A 20064-nucleotide genomic window follows, 5' to 3' on the forward strand; every position below is an offset into this window, starting at 1 on the left:
ACGGCTGGAGCCGGATGCCCCCACTGCAATCGCCGGCCTCGCATTCCAGCAACTGCCGCGAGCAGCCCGATCGACGCGGCAATTGTCGTGCCGCCATGAGCGATGTCCAACAGTCCGAGCACGGCGGCCTCCGCTGCGAGTTGGTTTGTCCACCACATCAGCGGGCCGCGATGTTGTCACTACGGCCGAAGGCTTCCGCCGGCGACGTGCAGGAAGTGATGATCGTCAGGAATGTGTCAATATCGGATCAAAAAGTTGGTGACAACCGCAGGTGCCTGTGGTCTCGTGTCGTCGAGGTGATGCCGTGACGCGGTTAGACTATTTGGACAGACCGATGCACAGCATGGTGACAGTCGCCGTCGCATCAGGAGGTAACACATCGTGACACAAGCGCGGGATTATTGCGCGCCGTGGCGATCAGAAAGCGATTTGACGGCGTTCCGGGTGCGGGTTCCCGCGCAATGTGTCGAGATCGGGTTCGATGCGGGATTTCCGCCCTCCGGCCGTCCGAAATGACCACGGAGCGCCCACGTCGCGTCGTGGTGATTGCCCCGAGAGAATATCCGGCATTCGACGACGAGTTTCGGATAGCGCTTGACGAGCAGGTCGATGTCGTCGTGAGCTGGTTCGGCGAATCGAGCGTCGAAAGTGAGGCCTGCAGGCTGTCGATCCTGCATCCGCACAGCTTGGACGAGCTGGAAGACCTCGTCCGGTCGGAGGGTCTGGCAGGTCTCCACCGTGACCAGCCGACCGTCCTGTACATCACAGGGCACGGTGTGCAGGACTCTTCGCGCCGCCACTTCCTTCTGCTGCCAGGCTCCGAAGAGGCGAACCTGCGCAACACGGCGCTCGTCACGGCGGACCTCGTGGAGCGTGTCCTGTCGTCGAGTGCCGAGCAGATTCTCGTTTTCGTCGATTCCTGCCATTCGGGCGCGCTGCACGCGGAACTCGCCGAGCGACTGCGGTCGCTGCCCCTCGATCGTCGGCGTCTCAGGACACTTGCTGTCATCACGGTCGGTGACTTCGACGAGAAGCCCCGCGTCGGCGAGTTCGCCGCGGTGTTGGCCAGGCTGTACGAGCGGTTCCGCAGCCCGCAGAGCGGTTATGCGCGGCGATACCTGTCGTTTCAGGACTTCGCGGTTGAGATGGCGAATCTCTTCCAGGAAGACGACTCGCTCCTCGAGCCGTTGTGGGTGTGGCCGCGTTCGTCGCCGACCCCTGCGACCACCCGGTGTATTCCGAACCCGGGTTACCGGCCGGTCGGTCCACCTGTCGAGGCGGTCCGCCGGCAGCTCGCACAGGAGTTGTCCGCTCTGCCGTACTGGAGCTCGCGTGCCTCGGGTCGGTACTCCGACGAGCCGAGTGCCTGGTATTTCTCCGGACGCCGCGACGAGTTGCGAGTCCTGTGTGACTTCCTTGCCCGCGGGTCGGGCGTTGTCGTCGTCACCGGCGAGGCGGGCAGCGGCAAGTCCGCAATTCTGGCCCAGGTGACGGTGCTGAGCGACCCGACGTTCCGCGACGATCCGGCCTTTCACGAGGCCGTACGGAACCTCGGCGCGGATGCGGTTCCGCCGCTGGGGTCGGTGGACGTGGCCCTGTACGCGCGAAATTCCACCTTCGGCGATCTGGCTGCTCGGCTCGCCTCGTTCCTCGCCGTGGAGCCCGACACCCCCACCGACGGCACTGTCCTCGACACCATCGTCGAGCGGCTTCGCTCCGAGGACCGGACGATCTCGATCGTCATCGACGGTGTCGACGAGGCGGTGCAGCCCGAACTGATCGTGTCTGGCCTCCTGGGCCGGCTCCTGGCGGTCGCGAACGACACAGGCGAGCCGCTCGTCCGCCTGATCGTCGGTGTCCGGTCCGACCGCCCCAGCGGTGCCGTCCTGCGCGGCGCGGGGCTGCAGGGCCTGCTCATGAAGGTGGCGGAAAACGTCCGCCCGGATGCCGTCTGGGCGCTGATCCGGACAGACTCGACGGCCGACGTCGCCCATGACATCACGGAATACGTGCAGCGGATCCTGTTGTCCGGAGAGGACTTGGACCGGCTGCCGGCAAGCCGGCTTCGGGAGACGCTCAGGACCGCCGAACTGATCGCCGAAGAAGTCAGCCCATCGTTTCTGGACGCCCGGTTCGCCGCCGCACGACTCAAGATGTCAGGCAGAAGGCCCGAAGGGTCATCCGCCGCCTTCTTCGGCCGCCTGCGAGCCGGCACCGTCTCGCTGTTGAAAGCGGACATCCGGGAAGAGTCGCAACGGCTCGACCTCGCGGTCGATCACGTGGTCGCAGTGCTCCGAGCCGTCGCCTTTTCGTTGGGAGCCGGCCTTCCATGGGCCAATGTATGGTCGACCGTCGCCGCTGCGCTCATGCCGGACACGGATGCGAAAGCCGCCGGAATCGACATCGACGCAGTCATCGCGGCGGTGCAGCACGGCCGTCTCTCGGGATATCTGGCGTCCGATGTGGAAGACGATCGCCTGGTCTACCGACCGGCGCACGCAAGAATCGGCGAGATCCTCCGTCGAAATCCGGAGCTCGTGGTGGCAACGCTTGCCGGCGCGCCACCGATGGACGATCCCTCAGCCGATCGGCACGGCCACGCCGTCGTCGCCATGGCGTTGCTGTCGCTGCTCGACGAAGGAGGCGCACTTCAGGCGCCACATGCTTACGTCAGGCGGCATCTTGTGCGGCACGCGGCTCTCGGTGGCGTCCTCAGCGACACGGTCGTTCCCCCGTGGTTTCTGCCTTGGGAATCAGGAGGCGACGTACGTCGACTCCTGGCGCGGGCGGGGAGCGCACCGGATGCGGCCGCTCTGGAGTCCTGGGCGCTGGTCGAGTCGCTCATCGATGACGCAGACACCGCGTCCCGCGAATCCACGCTGGCATTCCAACTGAAGGCTGCGGGGCGACGCAGTGCGCTCACCGGTCTTCGTCCGATGGTTACCGCCGACTGGGTGCGTTGGCGTGACGACTTCACGAGGGTCGGCAACTGGGGATGTCCGACCTGGGCGCTGGCGACGTTGACCGGCGAGGACGGACAGTGCATCGTTGCCGCGTCAGGAGCGGACGGCGGCATCAAGCTGCTGGAGTTCGACACCGGCCGGGAACTGTGCCCGACGCTGCTGGGGCACGTCAGCCGTGTTCGGGCCTTTGCGCAGGCGAGGCGCGAGGGTGCGGACGTCCTGCTGTCCGGGGCCAACGACGCCACGGTCAGGGTCTGGCAGATCGCCACTGGCCAGCCCGTCTCCGTGCCGCTGGCGGGTCATCAGAGTCCGGTCACCGCGTTGACCGTCGTCCGTCTCGGCGACATCGACATCGTCGCGTCCGGTTCGGAAGACGGTGCGGTGCTGCTGTGGGACCTGACGGCCGGCGAACGTTTCGGCGACCCACTGGTCGCCTCCGGGCCGGCCATCCGGGCGCTCGCGGGAGGATGGGCGGACGGGGAACCCGTCGTCATCGCTGGTGCAGAGGACGGAACGATCCGCCACTGGCGTGTTTTGGAGGGCACGCAGCCGGGCGTGCCGATCGCTGCACACGCCAAGCCGATCAGGGCGATGGCGACCGTGTGGTCCGGCGGCCGCAATGTGATCGTCTCCGGTTCGGAGGACGGCACCGTCGCGATCTGGGACCTTGAAACGGGGGCGCCAGTCGGGGCTCCCTTCACGTCGCATCGCGCAGCCATCTGGAGTGTCAGCATCGTGCAGCGCGACGGCAGGCCGACGGTGCTCTCGGCGGGAGCAGATCGGGAGATCCGGGTTTGGGATCTCGAAACTCGTGTGGAGCTGACGCCTGTCTGGACAAGTCACGAGCGGGGCGTCCACGTGCTGGCGGCGGCGCTGAGAGACGGGCAGCCGGTGGTGGTCTCGGCGTCGCTGGACACCACGGTCCGTAGGTGGGACGTGCAGAATCTCCGTGAGATCGATGGTCCACTACTGGGCTCGCCGGACGTCATCAATGCCATCGACGTCGGCACGCTTGCGGGGAAGCCGGTCGTCGTGTCGGCCGGCGGCGATGCTTCCCTCCGGATACTCGACCTCGACTCAGGTGCGGCGCTCCATCGAATCGCCGTCGGGCACAGCCGTGGGGTGAACGGGTTGAGCACACGACGGCATGGCGCGTCGCTGATTGCGGTGACGGGGGCGGAGGACGGACTGGTCATTCTCACGGAGGCATTGGCCGACGGCACCGCGACGAGCAGGTCGTTCGACGGTGCCGGCGGGCCTGTGAACGCGGTCGGGACCGGCTACGTACACGATGACCTCGTTGTGATCTCTGCTCATGAGGACGGAGCCGTCCGTCTGTGGCGCGTGGCGACCGGCGATCCGTGGTGTGCGCCGATTCGGCACCATGACGGCCCCGTTCGCGCGCTTCGCGTCGTGGAGCGACCCGGCGGCACGCTGATCGTGACCGGTGGTGACGATGGCGTCGTATGTATCTGGGACGCAGCGACCGCATCGCTGACGGTGCCGCCGCTGACCGGTCACGACGACTGGATCCTGGACCTCGCAACGCTCGACATCGGCGATCGGACAGTCGTTGTTTCCGGTAGCGACGACCGGAGCATTCGTCTTTGGGATCTCGACACCGGCGAGCCGGTCGGGCCACCGCTGCGTGGGCATACGGGCTGGGTCAACGCAGTTACCGCCGGTGTGGTGGCAGGGCGGCCTGTGATCGCATCGGCGTCCGATGCCCAAGACGTCAGATTCTGGGACGTCGAAACCTCGACCGAACTCCACCGTGTCGTCGTTGGTTCTCCAGTGCTCTCGATGACCTTCAGTCCAGCTCCGGACGAAGACACGCAGATTCTGTTGATCGGCGGCATCGCCGGTACGGCGCGATTGCGCCTCGACACTGAGCTGTTCGGGTCCCTCGGTACACCGTGATGACGGAGCTTCTGCATCGGCTGGGCCAGCACTCCAGGCCACGCCGGCACATGGGCATCGAAAGGCGACCTGAGCCGCTTCAGGTTGAGATGCAGGAGTAAAAAACCGCGACTCGTGGTATGCCAGATGAACCGACGGCTTCGGAGGTGGACGGCCCATGGGCAAGGACGTCGAAACGACCGAGTTCAGCCGCGAAGACCGGATGCGGTACCGCGACAAGGTGCGTCAATGCCTCGACGCGTTCGCGCGCATGCTCTCGGACGCGCACTTCGAGGACGGCGACGGCATGAGCGGGCTTGAGATCGAGCTCAACCTCGTCGACGAGCACCACGACCCGGCCCTGCGCAACCAGCGCGTGCTCGACGCCCTCGCCGACCCGGCGTTCGTCACCGAGCTCGGCCAGTTCAACATCGAGATCAACGTGCCGCCACGCCGGCTCGCCGGTGACGGGCTCGCCGGGTTCGAGGAGCAGGTCCGCGCGAGCCTCAACGCCGCCGAGGAGCACGCCGCCGGCGTGGACACCCGGCTCGCGATGATCGGCATCCTGCCCACCCTGCGCCGGGACCAGCTCACGCCCGACGTCCTGTCGGCGAACCCGCGCTACGCACTGCTCAACGAGCAGATCTTCGCGGCCCGCGGCGAGGACCTGCTCATCGCGATCGACGGCGTCGAGCGGCTCCACGTCCGCTGCGACTCGATCGCGCCCGAGGCCGCCTGCACCAGCGTCCAGTTTCACCTGCAGGTCAGCCCGCAGCAGTTCGCCGCGCACTGGAACGCCGCCCAGGCCATCGCCGGCGTCCAGGTCGCCCTCGGCGCCAACGCGCCCTTCCTCTTCGGCAGCGAGCTGTGGCGGGAGACCCGCATCCCGCTCTTCGAGCAGGCCACCGACACCCGCGCCGAGGAGCTGAAGTCCCAGGGGGTGCGCCCCCGCGTCTGGTTCGGCGAGCGCTGGATCACCTCGATCTTCGACCTCTTCGAGGAGAACGTCCGCTACTTCCCCTCCCTGCTGCCCATCTGCGAGGACGAGGACCCGATCGCCGTCCTCGACGACGGCGGCGTCCCGAAGCTCGGCGAGCTCCGGCTGCACAACGGCACCGTGTACCGCTGGAACCGCCCCATCTACGACGTCGTCGACGGCAAGCCGCACGTCCGCGTCGAGAACCGCGTCCTCCCGGCCGGTCCGACCGTCGTGGACAGCATGGCCAACGCCGCCTTCTACTTCGGTCTCGTGCGCCGGCTCGCCGAGCAGGACCGGCCCGTCTGGACCCAGATGTCGTTCGGCGCCGCCGAGGAGAACTTCCACAACGGCGCCCGCCACGGCATCGACGCCTCCCTCTTCTGGCCCGGCCTCGGCTCCGTCCCCGTCACCGAGCTCGTGCTGCGCCGCCTCCTGCCCATGGCCCGCGAAGGCCTCGACGGCTGGGGCGTCGACCCCGCCCACCGCGACCGGCTCCTCGGCATCATCGAGCAGCGCTGCCTCACCGCCCGCAACGGCGCCTCCTGGCAGGTCGACACCGTCCACCGCATCACCGGCGCAGGCCAGATCGACCGCGACGACACCATGCGCAAGCTGCTCGAGGAGTACCTTCCACGGATGCACTCCAACGTCCCAGTCCACGAGTGGTGACCGCCGCCGGTGCCGGCGTCGAGGCGGTCCGGGTTTCGGTCGACGGCCCGGTGGCGACGCTGACCATCGACAACCCCGGCAAGCGCAACGCGATGACCGCCGCCATGTGGCGCGCCGTGCCGGTCCTGCTGAAGGACCTGGAGGCTGACCCGGCCGTCAAGGTCCTCGTCGTCGAGGGCGCCGGCGGCACCTTCTGCGCGGGCGCCGACATCGACGACGCCGCGGCGATCGCCGCCGACGGCGAGGACAGCGTCGCCGTCCAGGCCGAGCTCGCCCTCGCCGCGTTCCCGAAGCCGACCATCGCCCGCATCGACGGCTTCTGCGTCGGCGGCGGCTGCCAGCTCGCCGTCGCCTGCGACCTGCGCTTCGCCGCCGCCGATAGCCGCTTCGGCATCACGCCCGCCAAGCTCGGCATCGTCTACCCCCGCTCGACGACCCGCCGCCTGGCCGACCTCGTCGGCCCTTCCCGCGCGAAGCTGCTCCTCTTCACCGCCGACCTGATCGACGCCCCGGCCGCCTTCGCCATCGGCCTCGTCGACGCCGTCGTCGCTCCAGACGCGTTGGCGGCGTCGGTACGGGACACCGCCGCCACCATCACCACCCGCTCCCAGCTGAGCGTCCGCGCGGCCAAGGCGTTCATCGACGGCAGGGAAGGCCCCGCCCGGCAGGACCCCGCCGAGGTGGCGGAGGGCCTGGCCGCCTTCAGAGACCGCCGCCCCCCGACCTGGCCCTCCGACTACCCGGCGTAGCCTCCCTGTGCCGCCCGGTGCCCCAGGCATTCGTATTGCGGGCAGGCTAAACTACGGACAGCGACGACGCCGGAGATCAATTTCCTGTCGTGGGCTAAGGTCCTGGAGGAAGCGGAACCCAGGGCACGCGACCTCGGGCGGTGGCCTCGTCGGTGACGGGCCGGGCGTCCAGTGGGGTGGCCAGCAGGGTGCCGAGCTGCCGGGCGGGCGCCGTGCCGGCGATCGGGATCCGGTGTGGGGACGGCTTGTGAGAGGCGCCGGTGTAGCCCGGGTATCAGGCCTTGCGGAACACCCAGACCCGCATCAGCACGAACCGGAGCACGGTCGCGGCCAGGTTGGCGAGCACGAGGACGGCCACCTCCAGCAGGTGCGGGTGTACTGGCGCCGCCGCGTCCAGCGCGACCAGCGAGCCCGACGTCAGCGCGAGGCCGAGGGCGAACAGCAGCAGGCCCTGTGCCTGGTGCCGGCCGGCGTGGGCGGTGCCCCGCACGGCGAAGGTCAGCCGCCGGTTGAGTGCGGTGTTGCCGACCGCGGTGATCAGCAGGGCCGCGAAGTTGGCCGCCTGCGCGCCCGCCGCGGGGCGCAGGAGCGCGAACAGCAGCAGGTACGCGACCGTCGACAGCACCCCGACGCCGGCGAAGCGCAGCAGCTGCGACGGCATCGACGCCGGCACGCCCGCGGCGGCGAGCGGCTCCCGGCCGAAGCGGGAGCGCAGCGACTGCAGCGGCAGCGAGCCGTCGACCAGGCCGCGGGCGAGGCGGGCGATGCCACGGAGGTCGGCGAGCGCGGTGGCGACGATGTCGACGCGGCTGTCGGGGTCGTCGATCCAGTCGACCGGCACCTCGTGGATGCGCAGCCCGGCCCGCTGCGCGAGCACGAGCAGCTCGGTGTCGAAGAACCAGCCGGTGTCCTCCACCAGCGGCAGGAGCTGTTCGGCGACGTCCTTGCGGATCGCCTTGAACCCGCACTGCGCGTCGGAGAAGCCGACCTGCAACGTGCCGCGGAGGAGGATGTTGTACGAGCGGGAGATGAACTGCCGCTTCGCGCCGCGCACCACACGGGAGCCGCGGGCCAGCCGCGTGCCGATCGATACGTCGGAGTGGCCCGACAGCAGCGGGGCGACCAGCGGCAGGACCGCGTTGAGGTCGGTGCTCAGGTCCACGTCCATGTACGCGAGGACCGGCGCGTCGGAGGCGTCCCACGCGGCCCGCAGGGCCCGCCCGCGACCCTTCTCGGTCAGGTGCAGCACCTCGACGCCGGCCAGCTCGCTGGCAAGGGTGGTGGCGACCGCGAGCGTCCCGTCGGTGCTGGCGTTGTCGGCGACGGTGATCCGGAAGGGGTACGGGAACGTCGCGCTGAGGTGGGCGTGCAGCCGGCGCACGCACGGGCCGAGGTCGCGCTCCTCGTTGTACACGGGGACGACGACGTCGAGGACCGCGCTGGCGGCGGTGACGTCGGTGGTTGCTGCGCGCGGGAGCGTCGTTGTCGTCATGCCAACCAAGTTCGGCTCCGTTGCTTCCGGCAGGTTGTGGCGATCCTGTACCCCACCTGTGAAAGCGAGCCGGCACCCCGCCTGCGAAAAGCGAGCCGGTACCCCGGCTGCGAAAAGCGAGCCGGTACCCCGGCTGCGAAGAGGGCCGCCCCGGAAACGGGACGGCCCTCGTGGACGGGAGGCGTGGTCAGGACAGGTCGTACACCGTGACGCCGCCGACCGTCTGCGCCGTGTAATTGGCGGCCACCCACGCGGCGATCTCCGCGCTGACGCTGCTGCCGCCGTTGCTGCGCCCGCCGACGCCGGCACCGCCGATGAAGTAGTGGATCTGGCCGTCGGCGACGTACTGCTGGAACTGTGCGAGGCTCGGCGCCGGGTCGCTGCCGTTGAAGCCGCCGATCGCCATCACGGGAAGCTCGGTCGCCAGCTGGTACCCGGAGGCGCTGTTGGACCCGACGGCCGCACCGACCCACGTGTACTTGGCCGCGTCCTCCCGCAGCAGCGCGACCAGCTCCGCGCTGGGCGTCGTGGCGTTGAGCAGCCCGCCCATGCCGCCCCCGCCCATGCCACCACGCTGCCCCGCACCGCCGCCGCCGGGAAAGCCGCCGCCAGTGCCGGCGGGACCGGGGAAGGTGCCGGTGCCTCCCGGGAAGCCGCCGTTCCGGGAAGGGCCGCCGCCCGTACCGCCGCGGCCGCCGCCGCCCGGGAAGGAGCCTCCGGCGACCGCCGGACCCGCCGTGACGATGGAGCCGGAGTGCGGGGTGGCGATCGTGTTCAACGAGTAGGCGACCGGCCCGCCGAGCACCGCGAAGAGCGCCGCCGCGGCCGCCGCGAGCGAGACCCGCCGCCCGATCCCGCGGCCGAGCTGCTGGCTGACCAGCAGGCCCGCCGCGCCCGCCGCGCCGGCCAGCAGGACCGCGACCTTCAGCCACGGCTGGAAACCGGTGGCGCGGGCGAGCAGCACGTAGGACCAGATCGCGCTGACCGCGACCGCCGAGGAGAGGGTGAGCAGCGCGTACACGTTGCCGCGGCGGCGCCACAGCGTGGCCGTGCCCATCGCGACCAGCGCGCCGATCGCCGGCGCCAGGGCCACGGTGTAGTAGTCGTGGAAGATGCCCTGCATGGTGCTGAAGACGACGGCGGTCACCACCAGCCAGCCGCCCCACAGCACGTAGGCGGCCTTCCGCGTCGACCAGACCAGGCCCGCGACCAGGAAGATCAGCGCCGCCGGCAGCAGCCACGACGCCTGCCCGCCGGTCTGCCCGTCGAAGAGCCGCGACCAGCCCGTCTCGCCCCAGCGGCCACCGTTGGCGCCGCCCCCGCCGCCGACGCTGCCGGTCTCGTTGCCCGTGATGCGGCCGAGGCCGTTGTACCCGAGGGTCAGCTCCAGGATCGAGTTGTTCTGCGACCCGCCGACGTACGGCCGCCACGACGCCGGGATCAGCTCGACGGTCGCCACCCACCAGCCGGCGGACACGACCACCGCCGCGCCCGCGACCAGCAGCTGCACGAGGCGCCGCCCCCAGCCGGTCGGCGCGAACAGCAGGTACGCCAGCGCGAACGCCGGCACCACCAGCAGCGCCTGGAGCATCTTGGTCAGGAAGCCGAAGCCGACGCTGCCGCCGGCGAACACCAGCCACCAGGTGCTGCCCCGCTCCAGCGCGCGGACCATGCCGTACACGCCGGCGACGAGCAGCAGCATGAGCAGGGCGTCAGGGTTGTTGAACCGGAACATCAGCGCCGCGATCGGCGTCGTGGCGAGCACCGCCCCGGCCAGCAGCCCGGCCGCCGGGCCGTGCCAGCGCCGCACCGTCGCGTACAGCAGCCAGACCGTCGCCACCCCGATCAGCGCCTGCGGCACGAGGATGCTCCAGGAGCTGAGCCCGAAGACGCGCACCGACAGTCCCGTGACCCACAGCGCGCCGGGCGTCTTGTCGACCGTGATGAAGTTCGACGCGTCGGACGAGCCGAAGAACCACGCCTTCCAGCTCTCGCCGCCCGCCTGCGCCGCCGCCGCGTAGAAGGCGTTGCCCCAACCCGATGCGCTGAGGTTCCACACGTACGCCACCAGCGTGCCGACCAGGAGCACCCCCAACGCCGGCCGGGCCCAGACCGGATCCCGGGGCGGCGGCGTCTGCGGGGGCGTGTCGGCAATGTCAGCGGGGCGGACCAGCGTCGTCGTCATGTTCCCGAGACTGCGGCCCGCCCCTGCCAGCACCTTGGGCCCCACCTGTGCGCCACCTGTGAGTCCCGGCCCACCGTGGCGGACCGGCCCACCGTGGCGGACCGGTCCACCGCGACGGACCGGTCAGCGGGTCTGGGGAACGGGGATCCGGGTCCAGGTGGCGGAGGGGCCCGGGGTGGTGGCGAAGTCGTACCGGACGGTGTCGCGGCCCAGGGCGACCAGGCTGGCGGAGCCGGAGCCGTACTCCAGGCCGTCCACCTCGTGGCGCACGAGCAGCGTGCGCGGAGCGGCGCCGGTGAACGTGCCGCCCGCGAGCAGCGGCACCCAGTCGCCCCAGGCCTCGCGGGTCGGGGTGTCCGGGGCGAGGGGAGGGGTGGCGGCGGCGTGGAGCGGGGCGAAGTCGTTGACGTCGACGCCCTGGTTGACGATCACGTGGTCGCCCGGGGGCAGGGTGTGCGTGGTGAGGTCGGTGCCGTTCCAGGACAGGACGGTGACCTCGGCGGGCGTCGCCCGCACCAGGTGGAAGGCGTCGAAACCGGAGAGGTCCTGCGGCAGGGGGGTCAGCGGGAGGGCGCCGCGGGTCGGGCGGTCGCCGAGGGGCGGCAGGGGCGGGAAGCCGTTCAGCAGCGCGGTGACGGCCGGGGCGGCGGGGTCGACCGCGAGCCAGGTGCCGCCGCCGGTGCTGTCGCGGCCGCCCCAGAAGCCGGGCCAGTGCTCGGCGGGCGGCTCCCAGGGGCGGGCGAGGTACTCGTCGCGGACCGCGGCCAGCAGGACGGGGAAGGTGGCGGCGGGGTCGAAGCGGAGGAGCACGGTGCACATGCGGGAAAAGGTTATGCCTGTCCGAGTTGCGGCACCCGTGCGGCCAGCCAGTCGGCGAACTCGTCGGCGGGCAGGGGCTTGGAGATGAAGTAGCCCTGGACCAGGTTGCAGCCCTCCGTGCGCAGGTGGTGGAGGGTCTGCTCGTCCTCGACGCCCTCGGCGACGACCTCCAGGTCCAGGGCGTGCCCGAGCTGGACGGCGGAGCGGACGACGGCACGGTCGCGGTGGTCGACGGCGATGCGCTGCACGAAGGACTTGTCGATCTTCATCTCGTGGATGGGGAGCTCGCGGAGGCGGCCGAGGGAGGAGTACCCGGTGCCGAAGTCGTCGATGGCGAGCTTGACGCCGAGGGCGTGCAGGCGGTCGAGCGTGACGAGGCTGCCGGCCGGGTCGTCCATGATGCTGCTCTCGGTGATCTCCAGGGTCAGCGCGCTCGCCGGTACACCCGCCTGACCCAGCAGCCGGGCGACGATGTCGGGCAGGTCGGCCTCCTGCAGGCTGTTGGGCGACAGGTTGACGGCGACGTGCATGTCGTGCCCCATCCGCCGCCACGAGGCGCAGCGGCGCAGCGCGACCTCCAGCACGTGCAGGGTCAGGGGCCGGATCAGGCCGGACGTCTCGGCGAGGGGGATGAACTCGTCGGGCGGGACGAAGCCGTGCGCGGGATGGTGCCAGCGGGCGAGGGCCTCGGCGCCGCGGACGATGCCGGTGGCGGTCTCCAGCTTCGGCTGGAAGACGACGACGAGGTCGTGCCGCTGGATGGCCTCGCGCAGGTCGGCGACCATGGCGAGGCGCCGGGGGCTGTTGCGGTCGTCGTCGGGCTGGTAGACGCGCACCCCGGTGCGGGTGGTCTTCGCGACGTACATGGCGACGTCGGCGCGCTGGATGAGGGTCTTCGCGTCGTGGCCGTGCTCAGGGGCGAGCGCGATGCCGATGCTGACGCGGGCGTTGAGGCGCAGGTGGCCGATCGCGATCGGTTGCTCCATGGCGGCGGCGAGGTCGTCGCCGATCGCGACGGCGACCTCGCGGGTGCGGATGCCGGGCAGCAGGACGGCGAACTCGTCGCCGCCGAAGCGGGCGACGGTGCCGCGGTCGCCGAGGCGGCCCTGCAGGCGGTCGCCGACCTGCCGCAGGAGCGTGTCGCCGATGTCGTGGCCGAGCGCGTCGTTGACGTCCTTGAAGCGGTCGAGGTCCATGAGCAGCATCGCGACCGGGGTGCCCTGGGCGCGCAGCGCGTCGGTGAGCGACTGGAAGCGCTGCCGGTTGGGCAGGCCGGTGAGCGGGTCGTACAGCGCCAGGTGCTCCTTCTCCGCGACCTCCCGGCGCAGCTCGTCGAGGAGCCGGGCCTTGGCGAGCGAGAGGCTGGCGTGGTTGGCGAGCGCCTGGAAGAGGCGGACGTGATGCTCGCCGAAGGTCGGGATGTCGGGGAGGCTGTCGGCGACGAACAGCACGCCGGTCGCGCCGTCGTTGAGCGGCACGGGCACCGCGATGCCGTCGACGATGGAGCCGACGACGCGGCTGCCCTTGGCGACCAGGACGGGGGTGCCGGCGCGGGCGGGCTGCCACCACGCGGTCTCCGGCAGGGCGTCGATGACGGTCGTGTCGAGCTGGTGCCGGCCGTGCATGCGCATCCGGATCTGGGAGCCGTCGGCGCCCGGGATGATCAGCTCGGCTCGCTCGGCGCGGAGCTGGTCGCGGGCCTGTTCGAGCACGATGCGGGCGACGCCGCCGGTGTCCAGGACGCCGTCGACGGCGCGGGTGAAGGCGTAGAGCTCTTCGACCTGCTCGTGGCCCTGGCTCTGGCTGACGTAGGAGCGGTAGGCCCGGTACGTGACCGCGGAGACGATCGCGAGCAGGGCGATCGCCCGGGGGTCGCGGTCGATGGCGAGGGTGCTGATCAGGCCGATGCTGGTGGTGATCGCCACGAGCGGCAGGCCCTGCAGGGCGCTCGGCAGGCGTTTCCACTCGCTGGGGTCGTCGTGCAGCGCGATCACGGCGGTGACCAGCACCGCGGCGACGACGTCGGACATGAGCATGACGAGCAGCACGTACAGCCACTGCATCGGGCCGACGTCGGGCAGGGTGGGGCCGGTGAGGGCGCGCAGCATCACGGACGCCGCGGTGGTCTGCACGCCGAGGAGGGCGACGTTGAAGCCGAGCTTGACGCCGCGCTGGCCGCGCAGGATCACCAGGCCGAGGCCGCCGCCGAGGAGCCGGACGGTGAGCAGCAGGGTCGGGTCGACCGAGAGCAGCCCGAGGACCATCGGGATCTCGCTGAGGCTCATCGCGTGGCCGCCGCGGCGGACCCGGATGTGCACCGCGAACCCCTCGGTGACCGCGAACGCGACGGCGAGCAGGATCAGCGGCAGGGCATCGGGGGACGCCGGAAGCCCGCCGTGGTGGATGCGCAGACCGTGGGCCACGACGGTGGCGACGCCCAGCCACAGGCTGAGCGCCGCCACCCGTGCGTCCGGGCGCGTCCACGCGCGTGCTTTCTTCATGACCGTCCCGGAATCGCCCTTTTCATGAGGGTTACTGCCAGATGGAGCTTGACCAGTAACTTCCACTCCAAGTTCGGCCGCTCCAGGTGCTACCTGACCAAGTTCGGCCACTCCATGTGCGGCCGTCCCACACGGCGCTGCTCCAGGTGCGCCCGCTCCAGGTGCGCCCGGACCAGCTGGTGCCGGACCAGCCGACCGCGACCCAGCTGCGGCCGGTCGTAGCCGTGCCGCTCAGCGACGTGCCGGTCCAGGTCGCGCCGTTCCAGGTGCCGCCGGTCCACGCGGTGCCGGCGGTCGATGCCTTCGCCCACGTCGACGGCGTCCAGGCCCGGCCCATGATGTCCGTCTCGCCGGTCAGCTCGGTGCCGGTGACCGGGTCCGCCACGTGCGCGGAGCCGCGGGAGGACTCCAGCGTGCCGGTGCCGGTCGACGCCGCCCACGTCTGCGTGGCGGCGGGTGTCGGAGCCTCGATCGCCTTCTTGATGTTGAGCTGGCCGGAGCCGCGGCCCAGCACGTCGCCGGCGGTCATCGCGTCGGTGGTGCTGACGAGCAGCTTCTTGACCTGGTCGGGCGTGAGGTTCGGGCGCTGCTGCAGCAGCAGCGCCGCGGCGCCGGACGTGATGGCCGCGGCCTGCGAGCTGCCGCTGCCCCGGAAGTACCGTCCGGTCGTGTCGCCCGGCACGAGCCCCGTCGGGTAGTTGACGTCGACGTAGGAGCCCGGGTCGCGCAGGCCGACGATCGAGCGGCCGGGCGCGGTCAGGTCGGCGGAGCGGGTGGTGTTGCCGCGGGTGCTGAAGTCCGCGAGGACGTCGTCGGAGCGGGACTCGGTGCCCTTCGAGTCGGCGGCGCCGACCGCGATGACGTACGGGTTGGCCGCCGGCATCGACAGCGCGGTGCGGGTCTTGCCGTCGTTGCCGGCGGAGACCACGACCGTGATGCCCTTCTTCCAGGCCGCCTCGACCGCGTGCGACAGCGGGTCGAGCTTCTCGTCCTGGTAGCTGTCGGTGCCGAACGACAGGTTCAGCACCTTGATGTTCAGGCCGGGGTCGTTGCGGTGCGTGACGACCCAGTCGATCCCGGCGATGACCTGCGAGACGTCGGTGGCGCCGTCGGCGGTGGCGACCTTGACGCTGATCAGCGTCGAGGTGGGCGCCATGCCGGTGAAGTTGGTCGGCGAGTCGACGGTCATGAAGTTGGTGCCCGGGTCGCGGGCGGCGATCAGGCCGGCCATGTGGGTGCCGTGCCCGAACGTGTCGGCGTAGCGCAGGTTGGGCGACTGGGACTCGAACGACAGGTCCGGCCCGTTGACGATCCGGCCTGGGTCGTTGAGCCCGGTGACCTGCGAGACGCCAGAGTCGATCAGGGCGATGCCGACGCCGGCGCCGCCGATCGGGCGGCCGCTGGAGTCGGTCTTCTTCCACACGTCCAGCGCGCCGGTCGCGCGCACGACGCTGAACATCGAGTTGGCGTCGCCGTCGGCGCGCCATCGTTCGGCCTGGAGTGCCACCTCACCGTCGAGGGTCACGGACCGCACGCCGGGGGCGGCCCTCAGGGCGGACAGTTGCGTGTCCGGTATCTCGGCCGCGAAGCTCTCCACGATCGACAGCGCCCGGCCGACCTTCCCGCCGGCGCGGTCGACCGCCCGGGCTGCCGCGTCGGCGTCGTCGTAGGCGACGATCACCCGGGTCAGCTGGCCGGCGGCCGATGCCGCCGGCGGTGCCGCGGTCGCCGGCACGCCCGGTGCGGCCACGCCGGCGATCGTGATGATCGCTGCCGCGGCGGCACCCAGTGCGCTCCGGTTTCTGCTTGGCATTCGGTCCCCTTCCATGGGTCGACGACTCGCCGTGATCCATGGTTGAGCAGCCGGTAGCGTGGCGTTGTCACCAGGTCGGGCACTCTTCGCTGATCAAGCCTCACGCAGCGTGGTGTCGGTCACGCTGCTCCAGGTGCGGCCTCCAGGTGCGGCCTCCAGGTGCGGCCTTCAGGTCAGGTCGAAGATCATGCAGCTCGACGTGGCGTGGGCGACCATGCCGCCGCGGGCGTCGGTGATCACCGCCTGGGCGAGGGCGGTCCGCCGGCCCTTCGACAGCACGGTGCCCTCACAGGTCAGGGTGCCGGACGCGATCGACGCGGGGCGCAGGAACTTCGTGCTGAGGTCGAGGGAGGTGTACCCGACGCCGGCCGGCAGCGTCGAGTGCACGGCGCAGGCGGCGGCCGTGTCGAGCAGCGTCGCGAGGACCCCGCCGTGGATGCTGCCGAGCGGGTTGTAGTGGAACTCCTGCGGTTCGAGGGTCACGACGACCCGGCCCAGCTCCGCCTCGATCCGCCCGGCACCCATGAGGTGCGTGATCGGCGGCGCCGGCAGCTCGCCGCGGGCCATCGCCCGCAGCAGCTCCAGGCCGCTGCGCCGGCCGAGCTCGGCCGCGTTGAGCATCGGGTCGGACCACGTGAACGTGCGGCTACGGACCTCGTCCTGAGTCTGCGTCATGGATGCAGCCTGTCGGGCGAGAGCTGGATCTGTCAACCAGACTCAGGTGCGGGTTAGCCTGACGGGATGAGACCTGCGGCACTGGACTGGTCGGTCGACAACTGCACCATCGGCGCGGCGATGGCGATCCTCGGTGAGAAGTGGACCGTCGTCGTGCTGCGCGAGGTCTTCAACGGCATCCACCGCTTCGACGACATGCGGGAGCGCACCGGCATCCCGCGGCAGGTGCTGACCAACCGCCTCGGCATGCTCGTCGACAACGGCGTGCTGCGCCGGGTGCCGTACCGGGAGCCCGGCTCGCGGGTCCGCGACGAGTACCGGCTCACCGAGAAGGGCTTCGACCTGTATCCGCTGCTCGTCGCCGTGCTGGAGTGGGGCGACCGGTACCTGGCCGGGCCGGAGGGGCCGCCGCTGGAGACGGTCCACCGCGGCTGCGGCGCGCCCGTGCACGCCGTGCTGGTCTGCGAGTCCGGCCACGCCCAGGTCCCGCCGCGCGACGTCGTGCCCCGCCCCGGCCGCGGCGCCCGCCGCCGGCTCGCGGTCGCCGACGCCTGACGGCCGCCAGCTCGCGGTCACCGAAGCTTGACGGCCTCCAGGGAGGACGCCCAGAGGCGGGCGGCCCGCGCCGGTGAGGTGGAGCGGGGCGTCGCGGCGAAGGGCTGCCGCAGGAAGTAGTAGCCGCCGGGCACGAGCGCCTCCGCGGGCGCGCCGGCCAGCCACAGCAGGGTGTCGGCGGCCTTCTGCGGGGAGCTGAACAGGACCGGGATCAGCTTGCCGAGCATGAAGAGCGGGCTGGTGGTGGCGAACCGGCTCCGCACGAGACCCGGGAAGAACGCCACGGGCAGGACGCCGCGCGCGGTCCAGCGCTGGGCCGCTTCCAGGGTGAACAGGATGTTCGCCTGCTTCGAGGAGCCGTAGGCGAGCCACCGGCTGCGGTGCCAGAGTGAGGCGCGCAGCGGCCGGTCGACGTCCAGCACGCCCCAGGCCTCGGCGAGGGACGCGGTCGTGATCAGCCGGGCGGGGTCCCGCAACCGGTCGAGCAGCAGGTGGGCCAGCTCGAACCCGGCCAGGTGGTTGACCTGCAGGCAGGTGGGGCCGCGGAAGAGGCCGCCGGCGTTGTTCACCAGGACGTCGATGCGGTCGCAGGCGGCGCGGACCTCGGCGGCCGCGGACCGCACCTGGGCCGGGTCGGCGAAGTCCGCCCGCACCGCCACGGGGTCGGCGGCGCCGGCGTCGCGCACGGCATCGAGGGCGGCGGCCAGGCGGCCCTCATTCCGGCCGAGGAGGATCAGGCGGTCGCCGGCGGCGGCGAACCCCTTCGCGGCGGCGAGGCCGATCCCCGCGCTCGCCCCCGTGACGACGACGGTGCGGGTCACGGCTTGGCGCGGACGTGGACGGCGGCGGTCTGCACCAGCCATGCCGACACGGCGACCAGGGCGGCCCGCTCCATGAGACCGGTGAAGAGACCCCGGCCCAGGAACAGGATGCCGATCGCGGACAGGATCAGCGGCGGGAACGCCAGGAGCACCCCGAGCCGCCCCGCACGGCGCAGTGTCGAGTGGTCGGGCTGGGTGGCGTACACCAGAATCGCCAGCGCGAGGAGCAGCAGCGCGCCGATCGCGCCGGCGGCGTGGACCAGGTCCCGCGGCTGGGGCGACTCATACGGCGGCAGCGGGCACCCCGGGGAGCAGGTCACCGCGCCCGCGACGGCGGCCAGAGGCGCGGCCAGGGCGATCGCCGCCGCGGCGAGCCCCGCCGGCACCAGGGCGGCGACGCGCCCGGGCACGAACGGGAGCGCGACGAGGGCGTGGCGGGCGGTGTGCCGGGCCGGCACCGCCAGGAACGCCAGCGACGCCGCCAGGAGCAGCATGCTGACCCGGTAGAGCGTCGGGTGGGGCGCGCCGGCGACGCCGGACTCGCTCACATAGCGCCACGGCGCTGAGCCGGCCACGGCGAAGGCGAGCCCGATCGCGCCGGTCGCCGCGGTCGCGGTGGCGGCACCGGCGCACCAGCGGCGGGGGGAGAGCACCCGTCCAGGGTACCCAGGCGGCCCGGTTCCATAGCATCGCCGCATACCCGCCCCCCGTATATGATGATCGACCGGCACGTTTCGCAGATGTGTCGATCTGCGAAAACGGTGAGGCTCGATGGCTTTGGGGTCTTCTCCCCATCCGGCGGAGGTCCTACCGTCTGCATATGGATCTGGAGCTGCGGCACCTGCGGGTCGTGTGCGCGATCGCGGATGCCGGCAGTGTCACGAAGGCGGCCTCCGTGCTGGGCCTCGCCCAGCCGGCGTTGACCGCGCAGTTGCAGCGCATCGAGCGGGCGCTCGGCGGGCTGCTGTTCGAGCGTGACCGGCGGGGGGCCCGCGCGACACCGCTGGGTGAGCTGGTGCTGGCGCGGGCCAGGGTGCTGCTGCCGGCCGTCAAGGGGCTCCAGGACGAGGCGACCCGGCTGGCCAGCACGACGGACCGCGCCGGGCGGTACCGGATCGGTGCGGTCAACGGCCCGATCCTCGGCGGCCTGGTGCACCGCATCAGCAGCAACCATCCGGGTGCCCAGGTCAGCACGCACGCGTCGTGGTCCGCCGCCGAGCTGGGCGACCAGGTGCTCGCCGGCAAGCTGGACTTCGTCCTGGTCGGCGCCTGCGGCGACGCGCCCCCGGCGACCGACAACGGGCTCGCCTGGCGGGCCGTGGCCGCCGACCCGGTGTTCCTGCTGCTGCCGGAGGGGCACCGGCTCGCCGACCGCGACGAGGTCGACCTGGCCGAGCTCGCCGACGCCCAGTGGGTCGCCGCGCCCGGCGACGGCTGCTTCTCCTCCTGCCACGCGGCGGCCTGCGCCAGGGCCGGGTTCACGCCCCGGGTCCTGTTCGAGACGGAGGTCCGCGGCGCGATCGACCTCATCGAGTCCGGCGACGCGGTCGGCCTGTGCCAGGCGACGCTGCGGCCGATGGCGGGCCTGGCCGCGGTGCCGATCGCGGGCGCGCCGCTGCACTGGCGGCAGATGCTCGGCTGGCTGCCCGACGGGCCCGCCGCCGACGTGGCGGGGCAGGTCTGGGCGTATGCGATCGAGGCCTACGCCGACGCCGTGCGCAAGAACGACCGCTACACGGCCTGGCTGGGGCGCCACCCCGACAGAAGAGGGCTGGCCCTGTAGCAGGACCAGCCCTCGCTGTGCTCAGTTCGCGCGGTTACCCGGTGAACGTGGCGGTGATCTGGGTGAACTGCCAGTTGTTCTGGGCGATGCCGCTGCAGTTGGAGACGACGCCGCCGCCGGGGCAGGGGCGGTCGCGGTTGACGGACCAGAAGGCGAGCCGG

Annotated in this window: 13 protein-coding genes; 5 read left to right on the forward strand and 8 right to left on the reverse strand. The window is 71.5% G+C overall.

Annotation, left to right across the window (positions count from 1 at the left end; all coding sequences use genetic code 11):
* Positions 1–539: 539 nt before the first annotated feature.
* The 3 genes from ABD332_RS09600 (at position 540) to ABD332_RS09610 (ending at position 7259) form a co-directional block, all read left to right on the forward strand.
* The gene (locus tag ABD332_RS09600) at positions 540–4883 is read left to right on the forward strand and encodes a hypothetical protein (RefSeq protein WP_344501435.1); all 4344 of its coding nucleotides are present in this window, start codon (positions 540–542) and stop codon (positions 4881–4883) included.
* Positions 4884–5040: 157 nt separating this feature from the next.
* A complete protein-coding gene (locus tag ABD332_RS09605; protein ID WP_344501436.1) occupies positions 5041–6510 on the forward strand; it encodes a glutamate-cysteine ligase family protein in 1470 nt (489 codons plus the stop codon).
* Positions 6507–7259 (forward strand): enoyl-CoA hydratase/isomerase family protein, encoded by a 753-nt coding sequence (locus ABD332_RS09610; RefSeq protein WP_344501437.1) that lies wholly within the window; start codon positions 6507–6509, stop codon positions 7257–7259. Before ABD332_RS09605 ends, ABD332_RS09610 begins: the two co-directional genes overlap by 4 nt.
* Before the next feature lie 274 nt (positions 7260–7533).
* Here ABD332_RS09610 and ABD332_RS09615 read toward each other — a convergent pair whose 3' ends face one another.
* From ABD332_RS09615 to ABD332_RS09640, 6 genes are all read right to left on the reverse strand, one after another.
* Positions 7534–8751, reverse strand: coding sequence for a bifunctional glycosyltransferase family 2/GtrA family protein (locus ABD332_RS09615; protein WP_344501438.1), 1218 nt, complete (start codon positions 8749–8751; stop codon positions 7534–7536).
* A 187-nt stretch (positions 8752–8938) separates the two neighbouring features.
* Positions 8939–10936, reverse strand: coding sequence for a glycosyltransferase family 39 protein (locus tag ABD332_RS09620; protein WP_344501439.1), 1998 nt, complete (start codon positions 10934–10936; stop codon positions 8939–8941).
* A 123-nt stretch (positions 10937–11059) separates the two neighbouring features.
* Entirely contained in the window at positions 11060–11755 is a 696-nt protein-coding gene (locus tag ABD332_RS09625; protein WP_344501440.1) for an NRDE family protein, read from the reverse strand.
* 11 nt (positions 11756–11766) lie between these two features.
* Positions 11767–14256 carry a putative bifunctional diguanylate cyclase/phosphodiesterase gene (locus ABD332_RS09630; RefSeq protein ID WP_344501441.1) on the reverse strand — a complete coding sequence of 830 codons (2490 nt, stop codon included), beginning with the start codon at positions 14254–14256 and terminating at the stop codon, positions 11767–11769.
* A 31-nt stretch (positions 14257–14287) separates the two neighbouring features.
* Entirely contained in the window at positions 14288–16069 is a 1782-nt protein-coding gene (locus tag ABD332_RS09635; protein ID WP_344501442.1) for a S8 family serine peptidase, read from the reverse strand.
* A 168-nt stretch (positions 16070–16237) separates the two neighbouring features.
* Positions 16238–16744, reverse strand: a complete 507-nt coding sequence (locus tag ABD332_RS09640) for a PaaI family thioesterase (protein ID WP_344501443.1) — start codon at positions 16742–16744, stop codon at positions 16238–16240.
* A 66-nt stretch (positions 16745–16810) separates the two neighbouring features.
* On the opposite strand from ABD332_RS09640, the gene ABD332_RS09645 reads away from it, so the two are divergent.
* Entirely contained in the window at positions 16811–17299 is a 489-nt protein-coding gene (locus ABD332_RS09645) for a winged helix-turn-helix transcriptional regulator (RefSeq protein WP_344501444.1), read from the forward strand.
* A gap of 17 nt (positions 17300–17316) precedes the next feature.
* On the opposite strand, the gene ABD332_RS09650 is transcribed toward ABD332_RS09645, so the two are convergent.
* Complete coding sequence (locus tag ABD332_RS09650) at positions 17317–18162, reverse strand: SDR family NAD(P)-dependent oxidoreductase (RefSeq protein WP_425552158.1); 846 nt, start codon at positions 18160–18162, stop codon at positions 17317–17319.
* Positions 18117–18773: a DUF998 domain-containing protein gene (locus ABD332_RS09655; protein ID WP_344501446.1), complete on the reverse strand. Its 657-nt coding sequence runs from the start codon at positions 18771–18773 to the stop codon at positions 18117–18119. Before ABD332_RS09655 ends, ABD332_RS09650 begins: the two co-directional genes overlap by 46 nt.
* A 167-nt stretch (positions 18774–18940) precedes the next feature.
* Here ABD332_RS09655 and ABD332_RS09660 point away from each other — a divergent pair, with 167 nt between their 5' ends.
* Entirely contained in the window at positions 18941–19903 is a 963-nt protein-coding gene (locus ABD332_RS09660) for a LysR family transcriptional regulator (RefSeq protein ID WP_344501447.1), read from the forward strand.
* Positions 19904–20064 lie beyond the last annotated feature (161 nt).

The organism is Dactylosporangium maewongense (genome assembly GCF_039531485.1).
Lineage (GTDB): Bacteria > Actinomycetota > Actinomycetes > Mycobacteriales > Micromonosporaceae > Dactylosporangium > Dactylosporangium maewongense.